Origin of the sequence: Moritella sp. Urea-trap-13, assembly GCF_002836355.1 — a bacterium.
Lineage (GTDB): Bacteria > Pseudomonadota > Gammaproteobacteria > Enterobacterales > Moritellaceae > Moritella.
Map to the genome: position 1 here is coordinate 414,116 of NZ_PJCA01000001.1, position 15,773 is coordinate 429,888.

Below are 15,773 nucleotides of genomic sequence, written 5' to 3' on the forward strand. Positions count from 1 at the left end.
CTGACAAGGATGAACGCTAAGATGAACGCGTGGGCATGGTTATATCGTTGCTATGGTATCCTGTGGCGGAAACGCATTTACTTGCTGCTGCCGGTATTAATTATGCCTATCATAGGCTATCAAGTTGGCCGCAGCATTCCAGAAAGCTATTATTCTCATACCACTATTTTATTGCAAGAAAGTAGCGTACTAAACCCCATTCTGGCCGAGTTATCCCTACCGCTTAATGTGCAATCACGTTTTAAAAGCATTAATATATTAGTAAAGCGTAAACAAATATTATTGAATGCTGCCACACAAGCAGGGTTAATCAAGCTCGACGATACAGAGCAACAGCAACAAAGCATTATTAACCTGATAAAACAGTCACTCACGCTCTCGCTCTCAGGTACTGACCTGATAACAATTTCACTCAAATGGCCAGACCCAACACAGCTAACGATTATATTAAATATAATCAGTGAACAATTCATTTTACGACTAACCAAACCAAATCAAGATATAGCACTCAACAGTAAGCTATTTCTTGCTCAGCAAGTCAATCAACAACATACCCTGCTACAAGAAGCTGAGCAGGCGCTGTTTAGCTACCAATTTGAGCATGCCCGCATCATCCCGGAATTATATCAAGCCAGAGAAGCAACACTAATGAGCATTAACAAACAGCTGAAAAATAAATCGCAAACGTTAACCTCACTCCAATCTAAATTATCGACTTTAACAAAAAAATTAATCCTCACTAATCCAGCGGCGCAGTATCTTGATAATAAAATAACCCAACTAGAAACAGTAAAAACGCAACAATTGGCATATTACACCACTGCACACTCAAAAATTAAAGCCATCAACCTGCAAATAAAAAACTTACTACAGCAGCGCCGTTCATTACAAACGGCGATACAAGATCAGCAATCACTCGAGCTATTATTAAATCGTATGACCAGGCTTACCAAATCGGCTTTAACAACACAGGTAACGCCCTTGTTACTGCATCAACTCGATGAATATGAAGGTTATAAAAGTGCCATTATCAAGACTAAAATTGAATTGAAAAAGCTCAAACAACAGCAAGTATACTTTCATCAAAATCAAACTAAACATGTGATAATAGAACAACAACTACTACAGTTAAAACGTGATCTCAGCAATAAAAACACACTTTACTTAGACCTATTAACCCGCCATGAGATGGTTGCGATTCGTTATGACCTTGGTGAATTTGAAGCAACGACTAACGTGCAAATTATCACGCCACCTTTTGTCCCTGAACAAGCAATTAACCTACCTATTTTCCTCTACGTATTGTTGGGATTATTATTAGGATTAATACAAGGCATCGCCATTAGCTTCACCCTATCAATAACCCAAGACACGCTATGGGATGAACGTAACATTGCTTATGTCACCGGTTTAAGAACTATCGCACGCATCCCCTTGATCCCATCTGCATCGGGTCGCTAATGACGGTCATAAGACCGCGATCATGACGATAATTTTAAGTAACTACATTTAATATCCCTATCTAGCCATTATTTCGATGTGATCAAATTAGTGTAAAGGCTCCGCCCAAAACTACTTTGATATTATTGTGAGGTCAGGTTTAATTTAACCGTAATTTACATGTATCGTAACGATCTACGTCACCAAGTTAACAATCATCAAAAATAAACCAGTAAAAATACGATATCAACAGTTGCATATTAAAAGTAATGCGCTATATTTAAATTAGAGACCGAAACAGCCGACCACTTTATTGGTCAAACAGATGTAACTACATCGTATTTGAACTTTCGATGCCGGCGTGCTTGGTTATCTCACTCTAACTTAGGGTTAGCGCTTTCGAACAATACAGCATTTAGATTTACAAAAAAGCTCACAACGATTAGTGAGCTTTTTTGTGTCTGTAAAATAACCTAATAACATAGCAGGTTAACGATAAATTAATGGCTGTTTACTATCGTCACCAATCGCGTCGACATAGCATTAAGTTCATCACTGACTTGCAACAACTCACCAATACTTTGATTCATTGCCTGTGCACTTAACTCATTAGCCTTAGTCACTGAGGTTACTTGCTCACTAGCAGACAATACCCCACTGATATTTTTATCCGTCGTCACCACATTGGTGGTTACACTCGTTATTTGACTACTCATGTTAGTCACAGCATCTATAATCTCGGCAAAGGTTTCGGCGTTAGTTTCCACGGCTTCATAACCATTGTTCACATCTGCTGAACTTTTTTCAATTAACAGTTTAATTTCATTGGCTGATTCAGTACTACGTTTTGAGAGATTACGCACTTCGTCCGCCACAACGGCAAATCCACGTCCCATTTCACCTGCTCTCGCCGCTTCAATCGCCGCATTAAGTGCTAATAAATTAGTTTGATTGGCAATATCCGTGATCACCTTAATAGCTTTTTCAATCGCATCATTACTGTCTTTAATATCCGACATCGAGGTGATAGTCGCCGTCATCGCAATAGAACTGTTATCAGCCTGCTCTTCTGCGCGCAGAGAGTCATTACCCATGGCTTGAATAATGCCACTGGCATTGCCTACCAAAGTAGCGGTATCTTGCAGCAAATCGTTAATATGGCTGGTTGCAGACACTTGCTCTCCGACACCGTCATCAATGTCTTTGGCATACTGTGACATAACCGTTAAATGGGCAGTCAAATCGCTCGACGTTTGCATTAGCTGCGTGACCGTGTCACCGACTTGATTAAATAGCAGTTGTAACTCTTCACGGCTTTGTTCCGCACCCTGTGACGCAGACTCCGCGGCCAATAGTGCAGCCTGATTACTGGCCATGGCTTTACTGCGTAAGGTGTTGTTGTAGTGATTTGAGAACCAAATAGCGAGAGGGGGTAAAAGCAGCGCTGAATAATGTTCAACTTTGGCGTCTTTGGCAGATAACACTAATTGCGGTAACTCATAACCGTTATTGTCCATGATTATCATGGCCACGTACGTAATCATCATCACCACAGACCAAAAGAAACCAGAACGGGCATTCATTAATAAATAGGCAAATACCGTCATTGCCGCAATCCACATAATCGAATGTGAATTAGCACCACCGGTCTGAAACATTAAATTGGTCAGATGGAGCATGCCGCCAAGTTGCATGACGTTTCCGGCAATAATCGGATTTACAGCCAGTTTTATCAACATGATACTGCAAATAAAACCGATGAGCATAATCATAGAACTATTGACTAGCGCAGTGACATCTAGGTTATTCCATTTCAGTGCGCTATAACCACCAATAATAATACCGACCAGTGCAAAGGTAATAATCCCTCGACCTTTAATTTTATCATCGTCACTTTTTTGTGCGCTAAGCAGATACTGATAAAAGTGGTTTCCAAGTGATGACATCCATAATCCTTTATTTTAATAAAATAGAACAAATCTTGTTATGAGAATCTAGCATGCTTGAAGTATTAACACTATAAAACTATCTCTAAAGTATTACCTAGGCAGTGTTTGCTATTAAATATCTAGCACTCAGTATTAACACTGTAACCTTAATTAAAACACATGGCTGCGGACAGTAATGCTTGGGTATAGGCGTGCTGCGGTTGCTTAAACACCGCTTCGGTTTCACCTTCTTCAACCACTTTACCTGCTTTAAGCACTAAAATACGGTGACTTACCGCGCGAACCACACTTAAATCATGAGTAATAAAAATATAACTCAGTTGGTGCTGTTGCTGTAACTGACACAATAAATCTAAGATCTGTTTTTGCACGGTGCGATCCAGTGCAGATGTCGGTTCATCTAAAATCAGGATCTGAGGTTTTAATACTAACGCCCTCGCGATAGCAATACGCTGGCGCTGGCCACCCGAAAATTGATGTGGGTAGCGCGCTAACGAGGCCACAGGCAAGCCAACATCAATCAAGGCTTGTTGGATAGCGATTTCAATCTCGGCATCGCCATGCTTACCCTGTACCTCTAAACCTTCACTAATGATCTGACGAACAGACATCCGTGGGCTTAGACTACCAAACGGATCTTGAAACACAATTTGCAGTGATTGGCGATATTCGCGCATCGCTGTCAAATTCAACCCTTGTAGATTAGTGCCGTTAAAATAAATATCGCCTTCGCTATTAATCAGCCGCAGTAATCCTCGTACCAAGGTGCTTTTACCTGAGCCACTTTCGCCGACAATACCCAAGGTTTCCCCCTGATGTAATTGCAACGATACCCCATCAACCGCTTTGAAATGGTCATAGGTACGTTGCAGTAGACCTTTCTTTAACGGGAACCATACTTTAAAGTCTTTTACCTGTAATAACGGCTGCGGATGTATCAACGCAGGTATGTCACGTTGCGGCTCTGCGTTCAACAGGGTTTTGGTATACTCATGCTGTGGATCAGCAAAAATACGCTCAACGCTGCCGATCTCGACTATTTGACCTTGCTGCATAACCGCCACATCATCGGCTAAATGCTTCACAATATTAAGATCATGGGTGATCATTAAAATCGCCATCCCCAGCTTAGTCTGTAATGATTTTAACAATTCCAAAATTTGTAATTGCACCGTGACATCCAGTGCAGTGGTCGGTTCATCGGCGATTAATAAATCAGGCTCATTGGCTAACGCCATCGCGATCATCACGCGTTGGCGTTGACCACCAGATAATTCATGCGGATAAGAGCCTAAGCGCGTTTTCGGCTCCGGTATTGCCACTAATTCCAACAATTCCAAACAGCGTAACTGCGCCGCTTTTTTATTTAAGCCCTGATGTAAGTGCAGTATTTCAGATATCTGTTTTTCAATGGTGTGCAGCGGATTTAACGACGTCATCGGTTCTTGAAAAATAATACTGGCTCTGTTACCACGCAACGCTTGCATCACCGCGTGGTCTTTGCCTATTACCTCTTGGCCCATTAGCTTAATACTGCCTGCAGGGTAGTTTGCCGCGGGAAAAGGCAATAGCTGTAAAATAGATAGTGCAGTCACCGATTTACCCGAGCCACTTTCGCCAACTAGGGCAAAGGTTTTACCTTGTTCAATGCGAAAAGAAACACCTTCAACGACCCGTTGCGAACCAAAGCTAACCGATAAGTCGTTAATCTCCAGCACTCTAGCTTGCGATTCAGTAGTAGATATCACTTTTGCTTTAAGTTGAACGTTACTCATTATGCTCCCTTACGCGGATCAAACGCGTCACGTGCCGCTTCACCAATAAACACCAGCAATACCAAGAGTATCGCCATCGACACAAACGCGGTAATTCCCAGCCAAGGTGCTTGCAGGTTATTTTTGCCCTGTTTGATTAATTCCCCTAACGACGGCGAGCCCACTTCCAAACCAAAACCGAGAAAATCTAACGAGGTTAATGTGGTCAGCGCGCCAGTGAAAATAAACGGCATGAAGGTCATCGTCGCAACCATGGCATTGGGTAAAATATGCTTAAACATAATCGCGCGGTGCGATTGCCCCAAGGCTTTTGCGGCAATGACATATTCTAGATGACGGCCACGTAAAAATTCTGCCCGTACCACATCAACCAATGCCATCCAGCTAAATAGCAACATAATACCCAGTAGCCACCAAAAATTAGGTTGCACTAAACTGGCTAAAATAATCAATAAAAACAGCATCGGCAAGCCAGACCATATTTCGATAAAGCGCTGACCATACAAGTCAATACGACCACCAAAATAGCCTTGTGTCGCGCCGACCGCAACACCGATAATCGAACTAAATATCGTCAAGGTTAGCGCGAACAATACCGATATACGAAAGCCATAAATAAGCCGAGCTAGGACATCGCGACTTTGATCATCGGTGCCTAATAAATTATGGCGGTCTGGCGCAGAAGGCGCTGGGACGGTTAAATCATAATTAAAAGTATCGTAACTAAAAGGGATCAGCGGCCACCACATATCCCCCTGCGCTAAGATAATCTCTTGAATATACTCATCACGATAATCCGCGAGAATGTCCATCTCACCGCCGAACTCCAACTCGTTATAATCATATAGAATAGGCAAGTAATAACTGTCGTTGTAACGTACTAACAACGGCTTATCGTTGGCAACGAACTCTGCGCATAAACTAAATAAAAATAATCCCGTAAACAGCCATAACGACCAATAACCACGTTTATTATGTTTAAAGGTTTGCCAACGGTTTAGGTTCATCGGATTTTGTTTGATTCGCTGCCAAGTGGTGATCCAGCCCATTATGATTGCGCCTCAAAATTAATCCGTGGGTCAATCAACATATAAGTGACATCACTGATTAGCTTAATAATCAGCCCCATTAAGGTAAAAACATACAAGGTGCCAAACACCACAGGGTAGTCGCGGTTAATCACCGATTCAAAGCCTAATAAACCTAAACCATCGAGCGAGAAAATAATTTCAATCATCAAGGAACCAGTAAAGAAAATACTGATTAGTGCGGCCGGTAATCCGGCAATCACCAATAACATCGCATTACGAAATACATGGCCGTATAACACTTGGTTTTCGGTCAGGCCTTTGGCTCTGGCGGTAGTCACATATTGCTTATTAATTTCATCTAAGAAGGTATTTTTAGTCAACAAGGTTAACGTGGCAAAACTGCTGATCACTGAGGCCATAATAGGTAAGGTTAAATGCCAAAAATAATCTTTAATTTGCTCGAAGGTAGATAATTCATCGAAATTAGCCGACGTTAATCCACGTAGTGGAAACCAATCAAAATAACTGCCACCGGCAAATACCACAATCAGTAATAACGCGAATAAAAAATTAGGAATAGCGAAACCAATCACCACCGCACTGGAACTCCAAACATCAAACGCAGAACCATGAGAAATGGCTTTTTTAATACCCAGCGGTATCGAAATCAGATACACCAAGATCGTCGTCCACAAACCTAATGAAATAGACACAGGTAACTTATCGAGCACCAAATCAATTACCGAGCTATCGCGGAAAAAGCTATCACCAAAATCAAACTGCACATAGCTTTTTAACATTAACCAGTAACGTTCATGCAGCGGTTTATCAAAACCATATAAACGCTCTAACTCTTTAATATATTCAGGATCAACACCCTGTGCGCCTCGGTACTGTCCACCACTACCTTGTCCACCACCGCTGTTTAAATTCACTTCGCCCTGACTATTACCATCAACTCGACTGGTCGCCGAGGATTCAATGCCTTGTAATTTAGCCAACGACTGTTCAACAGGGCCGCCCGGCGCCGCTTGAATAATAATAAAATTAAGGGTGATAATACCCAACAATGTGGGGATCATCAGCAAACAACGGCGCAGTATATAACTCCACATTTAGCTAGTTTCCTTTCTTGCTTGCGGTGTCTTTCTGCCACCAACTATCGATGGCTAAGCCGTATTTAGGCAGTTTTTCGGGACGTTGTATTTGTTGCCAATATGCCACCCGATAACTGCTTATATGCCATTGTGGGATCACTAAATTTTTCCACAATAACACCCGGTCTAAGGCTTTAGTGGCCGTGATCAGCTTGTCTCTATCTTCCGCATTAATGACTTCTGTGACCAAGGCATCAACCACGGGATCTTGTAAACCAATACGGTTAAGCGTACCTGGTACATTGGCAAACTCACTGCCCCACATACTCAACTGCTCATTCCCCGGCGATAGGCTTTGCGCTTGCGTGAGGGTGTAAATGTCAAAATCAAAATTATTTAAGCGATTAATGTATTGCGATACATCAACAATACGAATTTCAGAAGCAATACCGATACGTTGTAAATTTTTACGAAATGGCTGAATAACACGTTCAAACGATGGACTATAAACTAAAAATTCTATGCTGAGTTGCTGGCCATTGGCATCCAGCATTTTACCCGCTGTTAATGTCCAACCTGCTTGTTTAAATAACTCAATTGCTTGGCGTTGCTGCTTACGCACGCGACCATTACCTTGGGTTTTATCTAAACGATAAACTTGTGTGAATAATTCAGGAGGAAGTTGGGCTTTAAAAGGGCTCAGCAGGGCTAATTCATCGCCAGCAGGGATACCGTTCGCCGCCAGTTCGGAATTACTAAAGAAACTGTCAGAGCGCTTGTATGCACTGTAAAACAGCGTCTTGTTTGTCCATTCAAAATCGAACATTAACCCCAATGCTTTACGTACCTTGGGATCTTTAAATTTGTCTTTACGTAAATTAAACCAAAATGCCTGCATCCCTTGCGGGTTCTGATGCTGGATCTCTTCTTTAATGATGTTACCGGCAGTAAATTGTTTGCCCTGATAACCCGTCGCCCATTGCTTGGAAATATTTTCTGCTCTGAAGTCAATTTCACCGGCTTTAAATGCTTCAAAGGCAATACTGCCATCTTTGTAATAATCAAAAATAATATGTTGAAAATTATAACGCCCACGGTTTACCGGTAAGCCTTTTGCCCAATAGTCATCATTACGCTGATAATCAATACCACGACCAGCATCAAATGACTTAATGGTATATGGCCCTGAACCCAGGGGGATATTTAAGCTTGCCTTAGCAAAATCTTTATCTTGCCAGTCTTTTGCTGAAAACACCGGAAGCTGTGCCAATATCAAGGCTAATTCTTTATTTTTGTTATCTTTAAAACTAAATTTAATCACTGATTTACTTTCGACTTCGACCTTGGTGACTTCTTTGTACTGCGCGCGTAACTGCGGGACGCCTTTTTCGATCAATACATTAAAAGTAAACTCAACATCACTGGCGGTTAGCTCGGAGCCATCAGAAAAACGCGCATTGGGATTCAAATGAAAACGTACCCAACTGCGATCGTCCGGTACTTCAATGAATTCTGCGACTAAGCCATATAAGGTAAATGCTTCATCGCCACTTTGCTGCATCAAGGTATCAAACAAATAACCTGTGCCATCAGCCGCAACACCTTTGACAATATAAGCATTAAAATTATCAAAACTGCCCATCGCAGCACGCCGTAATGAGCCCTCACGAGGCGCGTTTAAATTAACATAATCGAAATGGCTAAAGTCTTTGCCGTAGGCTGGTTGCCCATGCATCGCAATCGCATAGCGTAGCGGTTCACTGGCATGCGAAGTGGCAAAAACAGGTAAAGTGAATAACAGAGAACTGAGAGACAATAATGCAGCACGAAGCAGTTTATTCATGGCGAGGTTCCTTTAGCCGATGAAGAACGTAATTTAATGAGTTACTAAAATAATAGCATTTAACTCTTATTTAACTCTTATTTACAATGATATAGATACTAAAGTGAAAAAAATGTTCAGAAAGTTTCTAAATTTATAACCTTAGGGTTATAACCAACGCCTAACTATCCTTGTAGACGTTTGATGTAAAGTGCCAAGTTTTCTGCTGACAAAGGCTTGCTAGCATAAAAACCTTGATAGAAACTACATTGTTGACCTTGTAAAAATTCGAGTTGCTGACGGCTTTCAACACCTTCAGCGGTGACATTAAAGCCCATGTGTTTAGCCATAGCCAGAACCGCTTCAACAATCGCCATATCAGAGACATTATGCGGAATGTTTTGAATAAACGAACGATCAATTTTCAATTCATTTGCCGGTAAGCGTTTTAAGTAACTTAACGATGAGTAACCAGCGCCAAAATCATCAATAGCAAAACTGACACCGACATTCTTCAAATCGGTCATTTTACGAATAGCGTCCTCAGCATGCTCAATCACCACAGATTCAGTGATTTCTAAGTTTAATTGCATCGGATCCATACCCGTTTCATCTAATACCATGAGTATCGAATCAACAAAATTTTGATCATGAAACTGGCGGGTACTGACATTGACCGATAATTGCGGTACATCAACACCTTGCGATTGCCATTCTACAAATTGACGACACGCGGCTTGCAACACCCAAATACCAATATCAATAATCAGGTCGGTCTCTTCGGCAATGGGAATAAACTCGGCAGGTGAAATCAATTGTTTACCCTCTAAGTGCCAACGCACCAAGGCTTCAACACCAATAATTTCACCGCTTTGCACGATATGCTGAGGTTGGTAATGTAAAAATAGTTCATTTTTAGCAATCGCACTTTTCAGGCAATTGTAAATATGCAGGCGTTTATCTGCTTTACGCTGCATGGTGACATCAAAGAACGACACTTTTTTACGGCCATTGGATTTAGCCTGATACATGGCGGTATCGGCTTGTTGTAATAAATCATCGGCTTGCTGATCTTTACTTGGAAACAAGGTGACACCAATACTGGCGCCAATATACAAGGCTTGGCCCTTGTATAAATAAGGCTGAGAAATACGCGCTATTAATTGCTCTGCCAGTAAATTAGCATGTTGCTCAGCATGCATCGGATTTTCCGATAAATCTGGCAATAAAATCACAAATTCATCACCACCAAGGCGGGCAATAAAATCTTCTGCGCGTGGTATTTCTTTTAAGCGTTCAGCAACCTCAACCAATATGCCATCACCTACAGCATGTCCCAAAGAATCATTAATGGCTTTAAAAAAATCCAGGTCAATAAATAATAACGCGCCGACCACCTGATTATTTTTGGCTAACTGATATTGTGCTTCAATGGTTTGTGTTAATAAACGGCGATTAGCAAGACCGGTTAACGAATCAAAAAACGCTAAACGATGGAACTCGTCTTGCGATTGACTCGCGGTGAGCATAGATAAACCATAGCATAATTCGTTATCCATCAAGCGGAAATTACGTTGGATTAGCGCCCCGATAGCAGCACAAAAAGACAAGGTGATGCTGGAGGGGACATCACTCTCGATGACACCATTAAAATTCATCACACCGACACATTTATTCTGATTAAATAACGGTATGGCTAAATTAATCGTTTTTAAAAAATCATCTTTTTCAATAACCTGAACGACTTCACTGCGTGAGTGGAGCTGGGATAACTCGGTCACATTAAAGGCGTGATTAGGATTAACGTTGGTAAGATATTTTGGCAATAGCGACATAAGGTCGCCAAATGTATCGCTAAACAACTGGATATTTACATCAACAAGGTTTAATGACCGTTTCGTGGCATTGACGATAGCATCGACAAAAGCAACAAATTCATCACTGCCACACCAATCGATGACCGTTAATTGTAATAACACATGGTTAAGCCGTGCAGACTTGGCAACAAATTCATCATGTGAGGAAGTGATATTACATTTATCAGGCATATTATAAGATTCAGTAATCATTTGATTTTATCTACGAAGGTCTATGCATAATGCCTAAGCAGAAGGTATAAAACAACGCATTTAAGATAAACACCTATAAATGATTAGCTGATCACACTTTTTATGCATTAAAAAAACTATATTATAAAACGTGATATACATCACGTTATTTTAACCTAAAAGTCGTATTCTGAAGTTGTACCAAATAATGCAATCACCCAAGGAGATGTCTATGACATTTGAAATAACCAGTAAAGAAATCAAAGTTACGGCTCCTATGCAAGAAAAACTTGCGATGAAATATGCGAAGCTAGAACGCTTCAATATTCCAATGATTAATCCGCACGTAACGATCAGTAAAGACAAGAATAATGTTAAAAAGATTGAGGCTAGCATTCATCTTCCTCAAGGCCAACTACTCGCAGTTTCTGAAGGAGAAGATCTTTACGCTGCAATTACGATTTTAGGCCAAAAGCTAGAGCGTCAATTAAATAAATATAGCGAAAAACACTCAGCGCATAAAAGCGGTAAAGAGCAGTGTCGCGCAGGTGTAATCAGCGGTGAAGAACTACCTGCTGAAAAGATTTCTGACGACGAGTTAGAACTCCAAGAGTACTAATCAAGAGTACTAAGAATCCTGATTCTCTATTAATTAGAGGAACAACAAATAAGCGCAGCATAGGACTGCGCTTTTTTTATTTCCGCAGTTTGCCCCAGATACCTTGACTTTGCCTCGCTAGATAAATAAATTAAACCATCAATTAAAAATAAACTATCAATTAAAAATAAATGCGCACTATTAAGCATATATATCGAATAACCTTATAGAGTACGCACAAGGATCTTATTTCATGGCAGACCTGAACGATATTAGAACTCGCATCACCACACTTGATAACAACTTGTTACAGTTACTAGCCGAACGCCGAGAATTAGCCATCGAAGTGGCAAAGAGTAAGCAATCGACAAGTAAACCGGTACGCGATCAAGACCGTGAACAACAATTACTAGTGCGTCTAATTAATCAAGGTCGTGAACTTGGCCTTGATAGCAACTACATAATGAACATTTACCACACAGTGCTGGAAGACTCAGTGTTGCTACAACAAGCCTTTTTGCAACAAATTAAAAACCCCAACGCAGCAGTATCCGTTGCGCGAGTGGCGTTCTTAGGCGATAAAGGTTCTTACTCTAACCTGGCTTGTAAGAAATACTTTGCCCGTCAAGACGACAGCTTAGTCGAATTAGGCTTCCCAACATTCCAACAAATCATCACAGCGGTCGAAAAAGGCCAAGCTGATTACGGTATGCTGCCAATTGAAAATACCTCTTCTGGCAGTATCAATGATGTTTACGACTTATTACAACACACCAGTTTGTCGATTGTCGGTGAATTAACTCAACCAATTGAGCACAGTTTAATCACCACTTGTGATACTGACTTATCAAAAATTGAAACTATCTACGCGCATCCGCAACCGTTTGCCCAATGTTCATTGTTTTTAAGTGCCCATCCACATATTAAAATTGAATTTGTCGACAGCTCATCAGCAGCAATGGCGAAAGTAAAAGAATTAGACAGCGATAAAGTCGCCGCTATTGGCAGTATTACGGGTGGCGAACTGTATGGTTTGAAACCAATTCATACCGGTCTAGCAAATCAAACTGAAAACTACAGCCGCTTTATTGTGGTGGCACGTAAGCCGGTTGATGTTGCGGTGCAAATTCCAGCTAAAACGACGTTTACTATGTCGACAGGTCAACAAGCAGGTTGTTTGGTTGAAGCGTTATTAGTATTGCGCGAGCAAGGCGTTAATATGACAAAATTAGAATCACGCCCTATTCAAGGTAACCCTTGGGAAGAGATGTTCTATATTGATGTCGCGGCTAATTTACAATCAGCAAACATGCAGACGGTGATTAAACAACTAACGCGTATTACCAACCAGCTTAAAGTATTAGGTTGTTACCCTAGTGAAGATGTTGCGGCAACGGATGTACCTGAAGATTTACTGTAATTTATTAGGACTAGTTAACGGTTATAATTGACCGTTAACTAGCTATTAGTAAATAGCAGATTAAAACAGACGCATAAAAAAAGAGCATCATTTAGATGCTCTTTTTATTTGTCTACAATCCACCTTCATTGGCGGTTAGCGAATGCTTAATTCTCAACAGCAACTTTTAACAACAAAGCTTTTAACCCTCAACAGCAACTCTTAACTTTCAACACCAAAACTTTTAATTTTCAACACCGAAGAATTGTCGATTATCATTGGCTTGTAGCAACAAGTTACGGCTTTCTTGTAAGAACTGAGTTGAATAATCACCAAACCAATCCGATACCGTTTCAAACGAACGAATAAAGCCATCTTTATCCTTACGCTCTAACATGTCAGCGGCTTGCATAAAGCGTTCGGCATAACGACGGATCATGGCAATGTTATTATCCGACGCTAAAATAATATCCGCATACAAGGTTGGGTCCTGTGCAAACAGACGCCCGACCATAGCTAATTCTAAGCGATAAATCGGTGAACTCAGATCCAGTAATTGCTGGATATCTGGATTCTCTTCGGCTAAATGCGCACCATAAACAAACGTCGTAAAGTGACGTAATGCTTGGATCAGCGTCATCGCTTCATCATGTTGCTTGGCGTCAACGTCATAAATACGCGCGCCCCAGATCTGCATTTGCGCTAGCAACCATTGGTACTGGTCTTTGCCACGACCATCACAACAAACAATCACTTGCTTGGCCAAATTACCGACATCAGGACCAAACATCGGGTGTAACCCGACCACAGGTCCTTGGTGAGTATTGAGCATAGCTTGCAGCGGTTTATTCTTAATACTGGTAATGTCGGCCAATACACAATCTTTTGGTAAATTGCCTAACTTAGCAATAATGGTTTCGGTTAGATTAATAGGTACAGAGACAACCACCAGCCCAGCATTGGCAAATAACGCATCAGCCTTATCCCAATCGCCCTGCTCGAGAATATCAACCTGATAACCAGACAGACGGAACATGCGCACAAATAGCATACCCAGTTTACCTCCGCCACCGATCACCACGACACGACCAAGCTCAGGTTTCACGGTTTTGAAACCAGAATCTTTTTCAGAGGCATACGACTCGCGCATTACACGGCGTAATACATCTTCAATCAAGTCGCCAGGTACACCTTTGCTTTCGGCTTCCTCACGTCTTTTTTCCAACATAGCGGTTTCACGTTCAGGTACATAAATAGGTAAGCCATGCTCACTTTTTATGTCCCCGACTTCTGCCACTAATGCGATGCGTTGTGCGAGTAAGTCAACCAGTTGCTGGTCAACATCGTCGATTTTATCTCTTAATTTACCTAACGGATCCAGTTTCACTGACCATTCACCTTATAACGTACTTCATCTATCGACCTAAGCACTGTGTATTACAACCTAAGACCTATATTTTACAACCTAAGGCCTATGCTCTTTTAGTTAAACAGTTGCTTAATTCAATCGCGGTTTCACGTAATAATTTATCCGTCGTCGCCCAATCAATACACGCATCAGTCACTGATACGCCATAGGCCATATCCGCAATCGGTTGTTCTGACGATTGATTACCACCATTAAGATGACTTTCAATCATCACGCCGATAATAGAAGTATTACCTTCTTGGAGCTGATGGATCACATTTTTAGCAACAAGCGGCTGTAGTTCATGGTTTTTATTAGAGTTAGCGTGGCTACAATCAACCATCAAGCTTGGACGTAAGCCCGCTTTAATCATGTCTTGCTCTGCTAATGCCACTGCCACTGAATCGTAGTTAGGTTGCTTACCACCACGTAAAATAACGTGACCGTCTGGATTACCTTGGGTTTGCAGTAATGCCACCTGACCTTCTTGGTTAATACCCATGAAGCGATGTGAATGCGACGCAGATTTCATCGCATTGATTGCGGTTGATAAGCTGCCATCTGTACCGTTTTTAAAGCCAACAGGCATAGAAAGACCTGAGGCCATTTCACGGTGCGTTTGTGATTCAGTGGTACGCGCGCCAATCGCCGACCAAGCAAATAACTCGGCAAGATATTGTGGGCTAATTGGATCAAGTGCTTCCGTTGCTGTTGGGATTTCCATCTCAGCAAGAGTAATTAATAATTTACGTGCATTGATTAAACCCGTTTCAACATCAAATGAACCATCCATATGCGGGTCATTAATTGCGCCTTTCCAGCCAACTGTCGTACGTGGTTTTTCAAAATACACACGCATAACAATATATAGCTGGTCGCTTAACTCGTCATGCAGGGCTTTTAATTTGTGGGCATATTCTAACGCCGCTTTTTCATCATGAATTGAGCAAGGACCACACACCACTAACAAACGCTTATCACGACCAGCGATAATATTAGCAATCGTTTCACGTGCAGAGTGTATATAGCCAAGTGCATGATCTGAAATAGGTAGTTTTGATTTTAATTCGGCTGGGGTCATCAATACTTGTTCAGAACAAATATGTACATTATTTAAGGTATCTTTTTCCATTGCGTTGCTCATATATCCTATTTATTTTATATAAACAACATACCGCAGCAGAATGTGATTGCAAGCACTATTTT

The 15,773-nt window shown here is 41.3% G+C and carries 11 protein-coding genes; 3 read left to right on the forward strand and 8 right to left on the reverse strand.

The window, feature by feature from the left end; translation table 11 throughout:
• Window positions 1-21: 21 nt before the first annotated feature.
• Entirely contained in the window at window positions 22-1,461 is a 1,440-nt protein-coding gene (locus tag CXF93_RS01840) for a GNVR domain-containing protein (RefSeq protein WP_101060604.1), read from the forward strand.
• 479 nt (window positions 1,462-1,940) lie between these two features.
• On the opposite strand, the gene CXF93_RS01845 is transcribed toward CXF93_RS01840, so the two are convergent.
• The 6 genes from CXF93_RS01845 to CXF93_RS01870 form a co-directional block, all read right to left on the reverse strand.
• The gene (locus tag CXF93_RS01845) at window positions 1,941-3,386 is read right to left on the reverse strand and encodes a methyl-accepting chemotaxis protein (protein WP_101060605.1); all 1,446 of its coding nucleotides are present in this window, start codon (window positions 3,384-3,386) and stop codon (window positions 1,941-1,943) included.
• A gap of 149 nt (window positions 3,387-3,535) precedes the next feature.
• Window positions 3,536-5,164 carry an ABC transporter ATP-binding protein gene (locus CXF93_RS01850; protein ID WP_101060606.1) on the reverse strand — a complete coding sequence of 543 codons (1,629 nt, stop codon included), beginning with the start codon at window positions 5,162-5,164 and terminating at the stop codon, window positions 3,536-3,538.
• A complete protein-coding gene (locus tag CXF93_RS01855; RefSeq protein WP_304442112.1) occupies window positions 5,164-6,186 on the reverse strand; it encodes an ABC transporter permease in 1,023 nt (340 codons plus the stop codon). Before CXF93_RS01855 ends, CXF93_RS01850 begins: the two co-directional genes overlap by 1 nt.
• Before the next feature lie 26 nt (window positions 6,187-6,212).
• The gene (locus CXF93_RS01860) at window positions 6,213-7,310 is read right to left on the reverse strand and encodes a microcin C ABC transporter permease YejB (RefSeq protein WP_101060608.1); all 1,098 of its coding nucleotides are present in this window, start codon (window positions 7,308-7,310) and stop codon (window positions 6,213-6,215) included.
• A 4-nt stretch (window positions 7,311-7,314) separates the two neighbouring features.
• The gene (locus tag CXF93_RS01865; protein ID WP_101060609.1) at window positions 7,315-9,135 is read right to left on the reverse strand and encodes an extracellular solute-binding protein; all 1,821 of its coding nucleotides are present in this window, start codon (window positions 9,133-9,135) and stop codon (window positions 7,315-7,317) included.
• A 164-nt stretch (window positions 9,136-9,299) separates the two neighbouring features.
• Entirely contained in the window at window positions 9,300-11,183 is a 1,884-nt protein-coding gene (locus CXF93_RS01870) for a bifunctional diguanylate cyclase/phosphodiesterase (protein WP_198551559.1), read from the reverse strand.
• Between the two features lie 211 nt (window positions 11,184-11,394).
• Here CXF93_RS01870 and hpf point away from each other — a divergent pair, with 211 nt between their 5' ends.
• Both hpf and CXF93_RS01880 read left to right on the forward strand, forming a co-directional pair.
• A complete protein-coding gene (hpf, locus tag CXF93_RS01875) occupies window positions 11,395-11,781 on the forward strand; it encodes a ribosome hibernation-promoting factor, HPF/YfiA family (protein ID WP_101060610.1) in 387 nt (128 codons plus the stop codon).
• 232 nt (window positions 11,782-12,013) lie between these two features.
• A complete protein-coding gene (locus CXF93_RS01880; protein ID WP_101060611.1) occupies window positions 12,014-13,180 on the forward strand; it encodes a chorismate mutase in 1,167 nt (388 codons plus the stop codon).
• A 223-nt stretch (window positions 13,181-13,403) separates the two neighbouring features.
• Here CXF93_RS01880 and tyrA read toward each other — a convergent pair whose 3' ends face one another.
• Together tyrA and CXF93_RS01890 are read right to left on the reverse strand one after the other, a co-directional pair.
• Window positions 13,404-14,546, reverse strand: a complete 1,143-nt coding sequence (tyrA, locus tag CXF93_RS01885; RefSeq protein WP_101060612.1) for a bifunctional chorismate mutase/prephenate dehydrogenase — start codon at window positions 14,544-14,546, stop codon at window positions 13,404-13,406.
• A gap of 85 nt (window positions 14,547-14,631) precedes the next feature.
• Window positions 14,632-15,699 (reverse strand): 3-deoxy-7-phosphoheptulonate synthase, encoded by a 1,068-nt coding sequence (locus tag CXF93_RS01890; RefSeq protein WP_101060710.1) that lies wholly within the window; start codon window positions 15,697-15,699, stop codon window positions 14,632-14,634.
• Window positions 15,700-15,773 lie beyond the last annotated feature (74 nt).

What these genes read in the sequence shown, in the direction of transcription:
- CXF93_RS01840 (WP_101060604.1), top strand. Translation starts at nt 22, where the DNA reads ATGAACGCGTGGGCATGGTTATATCGTTGCTATGGTATCCTGTGGCGG.
- CXF93_RS01845 (WP_101060605.1), bottom strand. Translation starts at nt 3,386, where the DNA reads ATGTCATCACTTGGAAACCACTTTTATCAGTATCTGCTTAGCGCACAA.
- CXF93_RS01850 (WP_101060606.1), bottom strand. Translation starts at nt 5,164, where the DNA reads ATGAGTAACGTTCAACTTAAAGCAAAAGTGATATCTACTACTGAATCG.
- CXF93_RS01860 (WP_101060608.1), bottom strand. Translation starts at nt 7,310, where the DNA reads ATGTGGAGTTATATACTGCGCCGTTGTTTGCTGATGATCCCCACATTG.
- CXF93_RS01865 (WP_101060609.1), bottom strand. Translation starts at nt 9,135, where the DNA reads ATGAATAAACTGCTTCGTGCTGCATTATTGTCTCTCAGTTCTCTGTTA.
- CXF93_RS01870 (WP_198551559.1), bottom strand. Translation starts at nt 11,183, where the DNA reads ATGATTACTGAATCTTATAATATGCCTGATAAATGTAATATCACTTCC.
- hpf (WP_101060610.1), top strand. Translation starts at nt 11,395, where the DNA reads ATGACATTTGAAATAACCAGTAAAGAAATCAAAGTTACGGCTCCTATG.
- CXF93_RS01880 (WP_101060611.1), top strand. Translation starts at nt 12,014, where the DNA reads ATGGCAGACCTGAACGATATTAGAACTCGCATCACCACACTTGATAAC.
- CXF93_RS01890 (WP_101060710.1), bottom strand. Translation starts at nt 15,699, where the DNA reads ATGGAAAAAGATACCTTAAATAATGTACATATTTGTTCTGAACAAGTA.